Origin of the sequence: Faecalicoccus sp. (genome assembly GCF_036552745.1) — a bacterium.
Taxonomy (GTDB): domain Bacteria; phylum Bacillota_I; class Bacilli_A; order Erysipelotrichales; family Erysipelotrichaceae; genus Faecalicoccus.
Window position 1 is genome coordinate 1 of the sequence record NZ_JAXKBY010000153.1, and the last position, 10,219, is coordinate 10,219.

Here is a 10,219-nt window from a genome sequence, read left to right on the forward strand (position 1 = left end):
CTCCAACATAGCTTGTCTTGGTTTTAAATCGTTTCGCACTTGCAGACAATCGCTGTGACCAACCATTTCGTCGATGCTTCTAAAGCCTAGGCTTGCCATGATCTCACGTAATTCCTGGGCAATAAACAACATGAAATTCATCACGTATTCAGGTTTTCCTTTAAAGCGTTTACGCAAGGATTCATTTTGTGTCGCAACACCGAAAGGACAGGTATCTTGATTACAAACACGCATCATCATACATCCCATAGTAACTAATGGTGCAGTCGCAAAGCCAAATTCCTCGGCTCCTAATAAACAGGCAATGGCTACATCTCTTCCGGTCATCAGCTTACCATCGGTTTCCAGAATGACACGAGAACGCAGGTGATTATCAATCAGGTTTTGATGGGTTTCGGCCAACCCCAATTCCCAAGGTAATCCCGCATGGTGAATGCTGGATTGGGGAGCGGCTCCGGTACCGCCATCATAACCGGAAATCAATATAACGGTAGCTCCGGCTTTGGACACACCGCTGGCAATCGTTCCGACACCGGCTTCGCTGACAAGCTTAACGCTGATACGTGCTTCTTTATTGGCATTTTTTAAATCATAGATCAGCTGTGCCAGGTCCTCAATAGAATAAATATCATGATGAGGTGGTGGTGAAATCAAGGTAACACCGGGTGTACTGTAACGGGTCTTGGCAATCCATGGATAGACTTTCTTGCCTGGCAGATGTCCGCCTTCACCGGGCTTTGCACCCTGTGCCATTTTAATTTGTATTTCTTTGGCACTGACCAAATAAGCGCTGGTTACGCCAAATCGACCGCTGGCGACCTGCTTGATGGCTGAATTTTTTTCAGTGCCTAAACGTTCCGGCTTTTCACCGCCTTCACCGGAATTAGATTTTCCGTGCAGTCGATTCATCGCAATGGCCATACAAGTATGTGCTTCTTCAGAAATTGAACCATACGACATTGCTCCGGTCTTAAATCGTTTTACGATTTCAGATACAGGTTCGACTTTTTCTAACGAAATCGGTTTTCGATTGGATTTGAATTCTAAAGAGGCTCTTAATGTATGAGGATGTTCTTTATCATTTACTCTTTTTGTATATTCTTTAAAAAGCTCGTAATCGTTTTCTCGCGTTGCCCTTTGCAGCGTTACGATGGTTTTCGGATCATAGAGATGATCTTCTTTACCTTGCCCACTTCTTAACTTATGGAAACCATAGCTGTCTAACTTGGTATCACAAGAAAGACCTAATGGATCAAAACCATGATCGTGATGAACGATAAGGTCTTCTTCAATTTCTTTTAAGCCGATTCCTCCTACACGCGATACGGTATTGGTGAAGTATTGATCAATCACTTTTTTAGAGATGCCAATGGCTTCAAAAATCTGGGCACTTTGATACGATTGTAGGGTGGAGATTCCCATCTTTGCGGCAATCTTGACGATACCATGAAGGATTGCTTCGTTATAGTCGCGAATCGCAACAGAAGGCTCTTTATCTAAGATGTCTTTTTCAATCATTTCTTCAATGCATTCATGCGCCAGGTAAGGATAAATGGCCGTTGCCCCATAGCCTAATAAACAGGCAAACTGATGAACATCTCTAGGTTCACCACTTTCCAGGATGATTGAAACAGCTGTTCTTTTTTTCGTTTGTACCAAATGATGCTCTAAAGCCGATACTGCCAGTAGACTGGGGATTGCCATATGGCTTTCATCTACACCTTTATCACTTAAAATTAAAATGTTGGCACCATCTCTATACAACCGATCACATTCGATAAACAGATGATGCAAAGCTTCCTGTAAAGGCATACCGCGATAGAACAAAAGGGAAATCGTAGCGCTTTGAAAGCCTTCTTTTTTCAAGTTTTGAATCTTATCCATATCACGGGCATCCAAGATGGGGTTGTTGACTTCTAAAACTTTACAGTTTGTACTTTTTTCCTGTAACAGATTTCCATCGCTTCCGATATACACGGTTGTATCGGTGACAATTTCTTCACGAAGAGAATCGATCGGTGGATTGGTAACCTGAGCGAATAACTGTTTAAAGTAATGGAAGAGTAAAGGATGTCGATTACTTAAAACGGCTAATGGAATATCGGTACCCATACTGGCAGTAGGCTCACTGGCGTTTTTTGCCATAGGTAAGATTTCATCCTGGATATCTTCATACGTATAACCAAAGACCTTGTACAATCGATTACGCTCTTCCTGTGTGTGCATCTGTGTTTTTTTATCCGGGGCTTTCAGATCTTTTAGATGTAAAAGATGTAAATCCAGCCATTCTCCGTATGGATTTAATGTCGCAAAATGATTTTTGATCTCGACATCGCTATACATCTTTTTAGCTTTTGTATCGACCAATACCATCTTTCCCGGTTCCAATCGTGATTTACAGAGGATGTTTTCGGCAGGAATATCCAATACACCGACTTCACTGGATAAGATCAATAGATTATCTTTGGTGATCATATAACGGGCTGGACGTAAACCGTTACGATCTAATACAGCACCTACCTGATCACCATCTGAAAAGAGAATGGCAGCCGGTCCATCCCATGGTTCCATCATGGTCGCATAATAGTGATAAAAATCTTTTTTATGTTCTTCCATAGGTACGTGTTTCCATGGCTCGGGGATCGTAATCATGACAGCTTTAGCCAAAGGCATACCATTCATCATCAAGAATTCCAGCGTATTATCCAACATGGCACTATCGGAGCCTTTGGCATTGATGACTGGCAGGATCTTCTTTAAATTGGCATCCAGAAAGTCAGAAGACATGCTTTCTTCTCTGGCCAGCATTCGATCGACATTGCCACGAATCGTATTGATTTCTCCATTGTGGGCGATCAGACGATTGGGATGCGCACGCTGCCAGGAAGGTGTTGTATTGGTTGAAAATCGAGAATGCACGATCGCAATGGCACTCTGATAATCTGTATCTTGCAGGTCTTCATAAAATTTACGAAGCTGCCCGACTAAAAACATTCCTTTATAAACGATCGTTCGACTGGAACAAGAGACTACATATGTTTCCGGGCAACTTTTTTCAAATTCACGACGAATCACATATAAAAGCCGATCAAACGCAAAGCCTTTTTCTATACCTTCCGGTTTTTCGATAAAAGCCTGCTCGATATAAGGCATGCAGTCTTTAGCCGGTTGTCCTAAGATTTCCGGATGGCAACAAACGGTACGCCAACCTAATAATCGGGCGCCTTCGTTTTTCACAATGGTTTCGAACAGACGTTTGTGTTGATTACGTTTTAATTCCTGCTGGGGAAAGAAAAACATACCGATGCCATATTCTCTTTCTTTACCAAGGGAAATATTTTCCTGTTTGGCAATCTTTGAAAAGAATCGATGTGATATCTGTAAGAGTACACCAACACCATCACCGACTTTACCACTGGCGTCTTTTCCGGCTCGGTGTTCCAGCTTTTCAACGATATGCAGCGCTTTATCCACAACATCGTAGCTTTGTTTTCCATCGATTTGCACCACGGTACCGATACCGCAGGCATCATGTTCAAAATTTGGATTCATGTCATTTCCTCCTTATTTTCCACTATCTCCGTAATTCGAAAGGACACGAGCGCTGGGATCATCTACATCACAGCCTTTCCAGTCTTTGTTTGGCATCCAGAATGCTTTGATCATAGATGCCTGATTTGGATAGTAGGTTTCAAAAATCTCCCGATACCATAAGGATTCTTTGGTGAAAGGGGGATTGAAAGTATATTGTTTTCGTTTTTCTTCGAATTCCTGATCTGTGTATTTTTGGTTGGCCGCTTCTTGTATCGTATCTCTTAACGAATGACCGACCGCATCGGAAAAGGCAGCTTTTTCACGCATTAAGATTGAGTGTGGAAGAATATTATCTTTTTCAAACGCATGGCGTAATAGGTATTTGCCCTTATGATACGTATTCATCTTTAAAGCCGGATCGATCTGCATGGCATAGCGAACGAATGCCATATCACCGAAGGGAACACGTGCTTCCATTGAGTTAGAGCTGATGCATCGATCGGCACGTAATACATCGTACATGTGGATCTCTTTGATGCGTTTTTCACTTTCTTTTTGAAAAGATGCAGAATCCGGGGCAAAATCTGTATATTTATAACCAAACAGCTCGTCGCTGATCTCGCCGGTCAATAATACCCGGATGTTTGTATGATCATGAATATATTGACAAAGCAGATACATACCGATGCTGGCACGAATGGTGGTGATATCATAAGTGGCCAGATGATAGATGACCGTTTCTAGGGCATTGAGTACATCTTCCTGGGTGATGATGACTTCCGTATGGTTGCTGTGGATCGCATCGGCAACTTCTCTGGCATATTTTAAGTCAATGGCATCTTCTTTCATTCCAATCGCAAATGTCCGAATGGGTTTGGAAAGCAGTTTTTGACTGATGGCGCAGACTAAAGAGGAATCTAAACCACCGCTTAATAAAAATCCAACCGGTGCATCGGCATCCAATCGCTTTTGTACACCTTGTATCAAAAGATCATGAATGTTTTGACAGATGATTTCCAAATCGTCATGAATGTAGGAATCCACTTTGGTCATATCGGCATAACAGACAAACTTTCCATCTTCATAATAGTGTCCCGGTGGAAAAGGGATGATGGTTTTCACAATTCCCATCAGGTTTTTAGGCTCGGAGGCAAATACGATGGCGTTATTTTTGTCATACCCATAATACAAAGGTCGAATGCCGATCGGATCACGGGCCGCAATGATACTGTCTGAATTTCCGTCATAAAGAATACAGGCAAATTCCGCATCCAGCTTTTCAAAAAGGGAAACACCATATTCTTCGTAGAGCGGCAATAGAATCTCACAGTCACTTTCACTTTGAAAGGTATAGCCTTTATCCTCCAATTCTTTTTTGAGCTTTCGAAAACCATAGATCTCACCATTACATACGATAGCTGAGTTTTTAAAAACAAAAGGCTGCATGCCTTCCTGGTTTAATCCCATAATGGCCAATCTTTGAAATCCTAACACACCTTTTTTAAATGAATAGAAACGTGTATCATCAGGTCCACGGGTCTTTGTTTTTTCAAGGGCTTTTTGAAGTACAGAAGGATCGATTCCTTCTTTAAAATATCCCATAATTGTGCACATAAATTTCTCCTTCTAATAAGACCATCAAAGCCGGCAGCAGTTGCCGCCGGTTTCGATAGATGATCATGTTGGTTACAGAATGCCAAATAACAGCTTTCCGTAGGTTGGAAATGGCCATAATTTGTCATCCGTCATGGTTTCTAAGACATCGCAAGGCTTTCGTAGTGCATCCATGCACGGCAAGATCGTATCGCGTACAAAGAAGGCTGCTTTTTCAAAATCTTGGATGGAATGCAGAACATTTGTTTTTTCTTCCAGTTCAGAACAAGCCTGATAGGCTTCTTTTAATAATGCGTTGATCTGTGTCAACATTTCTTTTTCGTAAGTTACATCCATCTGGGCATCCAGCTGGCATTTAGATAAGCAGGTATCGCTGAGTTCTTTCGAATAGCGAGATCCCGCCGGAAGAATTTCTTTTTTTGCCATATTGATCATGGTCAAAGCTTCTATGTTGATGACCTTTGTGTATTCTTCCATGGTAATTTCATAGCGTGATTCCATCTCTTCACGATCTAATACTTTTTCGGTTTCAAACAGGCGAATGTTTTCTTCGTGAATGAAATAAGGAAGAGCATCCGGTGTTGTTCGAAGATTCAACAAGCCACGTTTTTTAGCTTCTTCGATCCAGGCATCATCATAGCCGTTGCCATTGAAGATGATTCGTTGATGATCCTTCAATGTTTGTTTGATCAGACTGTGAAGGCTGCTTTCAAAATCATCCGCTTTTTCCAGCACATCGGCAAATTCACGCAGGGTATTGGCCACTACGGTATTTAACACGAAGTTGCATCCGGAAATGGAAGAACTGGAGCCTGGCATACGGAATTCGAATTTATTTCCCGTAAAGGCAAAGGGACTGGTTCGGTTTCGATCGGTTGTGTCCATTGGCAGCTTTGGCAATACACAAGCGCCGATCTTCATCAGTTTATGTTCTGTTCCATCATAAGGTTTATCGTTGATGATCGCTTCTAATACGGCGTTTAATTCATCGCCCAGGAAAACGGAAATGATAGCCGGTGGGGCTTCGTTGGCACCTAGTCGATGATCGTTTCCGGCACTGGCAACGCTTAATCGAAGCAGATCCTGATGTTCATCCACGGCTTTGATGATGGCAGATAAGAATAATAAGAACTGTGCATTTTCATAAGGTGTATCACCAGGCTCTAATAAGTTTTTACCGGTGTTGGTTGAGATCGACCAGTTATTGTGTTTACCGGAACCGTTGATGCCCTCAAATGGCTTTTCATGCAGTAAAGCCACCATTCCATGTTTTTTGGCAATGCGCTGAATCAGTTCCATGGTTAACTGATTATGATCAGTGGCGATATTTGTTGTCGAGAAGACCGGCGCCAGCTCATGTTGTGCAGGGGCTACTTCGTTATGTTCTGTCTTAGCCGCAATGCCCAGTTTCCATAGTTCTTCATTTAAGTCTTTCATGAAAGACTGTACACGTGATTTGATCGTACCAAAATAGTGATCTTCCATTTCCTGTCCTTTTGGGCAGGGGGCACCAAATAAAGTACGTCCGGTATAAATCAAATCCTTACGTTTGGCATAGTAGTCTTTATCAACCAGGAAATACTCCTGTTCCGGACCCACTGTGGTTTTGATTGATGTCACATCGGTATTTCCAAACAGCTTTAAGATTCGCAAAGCCTGTGTATTGATAGCCTCCATACTTCTAAGTAAAGGGGTTTTCTTATCCAGTGTGTGACCGGTATAGGAACAAAAGGCCGTTGGAATACAAAGTACGTCATCTTTGATAAAGGCATACGATGTAGGATCCCATGCGGTATAACCACGGGCTTCAAAGGTTGCTCTTAAACCACCGTTAGGAAAACTGGAAGCATCCGGTTCTCCTTTGATCAATTCTTTTCCGGAAAAGCTCATGATAACTTTTCCGCCATCTACCGGCTCAATAAAGCTGTCGTGCTTTTCGGCTGTTACACCGGTCATTGGTTGAAACCAGTGTGTATAGTGGGTTGCTCCCTGTGCAATGGCCCATTCTTTCATGGCATGAGCCACCGCGTTGGCAATCTTTGGATTTAATGGTTTTCCTTCCTGAATTGTCTTTTGAAGCTCTTTGTATGTATCGGAAGCTAAGCCTTCCTTCATACATTTTTCGTTGAACACTTTGGATCCAAACAGATCCGGAATAGATTTTGCCATGTCGATTCCTCCTTTAAGGCGATAAAATAAAAAAACGGCAAAGCAAAAAGGGAGGAGAAAACTCCTGCTTTTTGGCATCCTTGCCGTTTCTATGTGTACTATTGTAATGTGGGAAATAAAATTGTCAATACAAAAATGTAAAATTATGAAAAATTATGAAAAGTTTGAAACAAAAAATAATATGTTGTATAAATAAATGGAAAACAGGAGGTGACTTCATGTACACAAAAGAAGATGTACTTGCCTATGTAAATGAAGAGAACGTAACGTTTATTCGATTGGCCTACTTTGATATTTACGGTCATCAAAAAAATATTTCGATCTTACCCGATGAGCTTCCCAGAGCCTTTGCGGAAGGAATAAGCTTTGATGCCAGTGCAATAGCCGGGTTTGGAACCGATATCAAAAGCGATTTATTTTTGATGCCGGATCCTTCTACGTTATCCATTTTGCCATGGCGATCTTTGGATGGCTCGGTCGTTCGCATGTATTGCGATATACAATATCCGGATGGAACGCCTTTTGAACTGGATACACGCTATTTATTAAAACAGGCAGAGCAGTATGCCAAAGGGCAGGGAATCGAGATTCAGATCGGAACAGAATTCGAGTTCTATTTGTTTTTGACGGATGAAAAAGGACAAAACTCTCATATTCCTTTAGATACGGCAGGCTATATGGATATCGCTCCGGAGGATCAGGGTGAAGATGTACGAAAGGATATTTGTTTTACGTTGCAGGAAATGGGATTACATCCGGAGGCCAGTCATCATGAGGAAGGACCTGGACAAAATGAAATTGATTTTCGTTACAGTACTCCGTTGCAGGCAGCGGATGATGCGGCTACCTTTAAATGGGTCGTACGAACGGTCGCAAAGGCCAATGGTTTAATGGCCGATTTTGATCCCAAGCCTTTAAAGGAGCATAGTGGAAACGGTATGCATGTCAATGTATCGGTCAATGATTCCGGTCATTTGAATCAAACACGAGCCTTTATGGCCGGTATTTTATATCGCTTGCCGGAGATTACTTTATTTTTGAATCCCTGTACGGAAAGCTATCAGCGATTGGGAGAGTGCAAGGCTCCCAAATTTGTGACATGGTCTTATCAAAATCGATCTCAGGCCATTCGTATTCCGGCCGTACGAAATCAGAAAAAACGAATTGAGCTTCGATCACCGGACTGTACCTCTAATCCTTACTTAGTTTATCTCTTGATCATTTATGCAGGCATCGAGGGTATATTGAAACAAAGAGAACCGGCAGATCCTGTGGATTTAAACTTATATCAGGCATCTACAGAAATAACATCTCATTTAACACCGCTTCCATCCTCACTTGAAGAATCCTCTGCCATCGCAAAAAACAGTGATTTTATTCAACGTGTGCTGCCAAAGGAAATACTAAAGAATTATTTAAAATAAGCGGGACTTAATTATGTCGAATATTCTTGTGGTTACTTCTGTAGAAAGCACACGAAAGGTCATTCAGGAAATCCTGCCGCGAACAATCTATCCATGGATTCAATTTGTATCCTCTGCCATGGATGCCAAGAAACAGCTGCGACAAAGACGATATGATCTTTGTATTCTACAGCCGCCTTTAAAAGATGAGTTTGGTGTCCGTACAGCCAGAGAAATTGAAGTCGCGTTTTCCATCGGTGTTTTACTGTTGGTGAAAAATGATATTTATGATCAAATTTGTTTTCAGGTAAAGGAACAAGGAATTTTTGTGATGGCATTACCGGCCTCCCGGCAAATGTTACTACAGACGATTGCCAATGGCATGGCTGCACAAATTAAGATACAAGCTTTGACCAAACAGCTTCAAAAAGAAAAAAAGCGATTACAGGATGAAAAAATTATTTATCGTGCTAAACTGATACTGATCGAAAATTATCACTGGGATGAAAAGAAGGCGCATCATTACATTGAAAAGCTTGCCATGGATACATCACAAAAAAAGGTGGATATTGCTCGATCGATCATTGAAGGAGATTTACGATCATCATGAAAAAAATCACAAAGACAAACGCCATGCGTTTATTAGATACCAAGAAGCTGGACTATCAGGTGCACACGTATGAGCATAATGGTAATGAAGCAGTTGATGGCGTGCATGTGGCCGAAATTTTGGGACAAGATGAAAATTGTGTTTTTAAAACGTTGGTGACACAGGCCAATACAAGAGAGTATATTGTATTTATGTTGCCGGTTGCCAAGGAACTGGATTTAAAAAAATGTGCAAAAGCCGCCGGTGTAAAATCAGTTGATATGATTCATGTAAAGGACTTGTTATCGATTACAGGTTATATACGTGGGGGATGCTCACCTTTGGGAATGAAAAAAACATATCGTACTTTCATCGATGAATCTTGTTTACAACAAGAGCATATCTTTTTTAGCGGAGGCAAGATCGGGCTACAAATTGAGATGAAAACAACTGACTTTTTAAATCATTTTCCTGTAAATCATGCAGAGTTAACGAAATAGATTAGAAAAGACGCTACAAATTGCAGCGCCTTTTTAATGGTTTGAAAGCTTAAGAACGGTATCAAGGCTAAGGCCTGTCATATCGGCTATGAAATTGTGCTGGCAACCTTTGGATAACATATTTTGTGCTATTTCATAAGCCTTATTTGTTAAACCTTTTGAATAACCTCTTTGTTCACCTTTAATAATGCCTTTTCTTTCCCCTCTTTTTTCCCCTTTTTCAATGCATTCCTGTGTATATTCTTCTAATGCTTTACACATGCTGATAGCACCCTCCTTTGTATGCTTTTGTATAAACTCTTGATTTAAATTCACAAATACATTGGCATGATAGAAGATATCCTCTTCTACGTTCTCCAGTAAGGAATCCGTGTATAAATTTTCCCATTTCTTTTGATATACATATTGTA

Annotated in this window: 7 protein-coding genes; 3 read left to right on the top strand and 4 right to left on the bottom strand. The window is 41.3% G+C overall.

Annotated elements, in window-relative coordinates:
* The 3 genes from gltB to U0M88_RS07410 form a co-directional block, all read right to left on the bottom strand.
* Nucleotides 1-3,552, bottom strand: a 3,552-nt coding sequence (gene gltB / locus U0M88_RS07400) for a glutamate synthase large subunit (RefSeq protein WP_331869404.1), incomplete at its 3' end; no start/stop codon positions are given.
* 12 nt (nucleotides 3,553-3,564) lie between these two features.
* Nucleotides 3,565-5,148, bottom strand: coding sequence for an asparagine synthase B (gene asnB, locus U0M88_RS07405; protein ID WP_331869405.1), 1,584 nt, complete (start codon nucleotides 5,146-5,148; stop codon nucleotides 3,565-3,567).
* A gap of 72 nt (nucleotides 5,149-5,220) precedes the next feature.
* Complete coding sequence (locus U0M88_RS07410) at nucleotides 5,221-7,317, bottom strand: glutamine synthetase III family protein (RefSeq protein ID WP_331869406.1); 2,097 nt, start codon at nucleotides 7,315-7,317, stop codon at nucleotides 5,221-5,223.
* A gap of 218 nt (nucleotides 7,318-7,535) precedes the next feature.
* Here U0M88_RS07410 and U0M88_RS07415 point away from each other — a divergent pair, with 218 nt between their 5' ends.
* Genes U0M88_RS07415 through ybaK form a run of 3 tightly spaced genes read left to right on the top strand, consistent with a single transcriptional unit; the run spans nucleotide 7,536 to nucleotide 9,809 of the window.
* The gene (locus U0M88_RS07415) at nucleotides 7,536-8,741 is read left to right on the top strand and encodes a glutamine synthetase family protein (protein WP_331869407.1); all 1,206 of its coding nucleotides are present in this window, start codon (nucleotides 7,536-7,538) and stop codon (nucleotides 8,739-8,741) included.
* 13 nt (nucleotides 8,742-8,754) lie between these two features.
* Complete coding sequence (locus U0M88_RS07420) at nucleotides 8,755-9,330, top strand: ANTAR domain-containing response regulator (protein WP_195223054.1); 576 nt, start codon at nucleotides 8,755-8,757, stop codon at nucleotides 9,328-9,330.
* Nucleotides 9,327-9,809: a Cys-tRNA(Pro) deacylase gene (gene ybaK, locus U0M88_RS07425; protein WP_331869408.1), complete on the top strand. Its 483-nt coding sequence runs from the start codon at nucleotides 9,327-9,329 to the stop codon at nucleotides 9,807-9,809. The genes U0M88_RS07420 and ybaK overlap by 4 nt, the downstream gene beginning before the upstream one ends.
* Before the next feature lie 33 nt (nucleotides 9,810-9,842).
* On the opposite strand, the gene U0M88_RS07430 is transcribed toward ybaK, so the two are convergent.
* A partial coding sequence (locus tag U0M88_RS07430; protein WP_442902241.1) for a hypothetical protein occupies nucleotides 9,843-10,219 on the bottom strand: 377 nt, incomplete at its 5' end.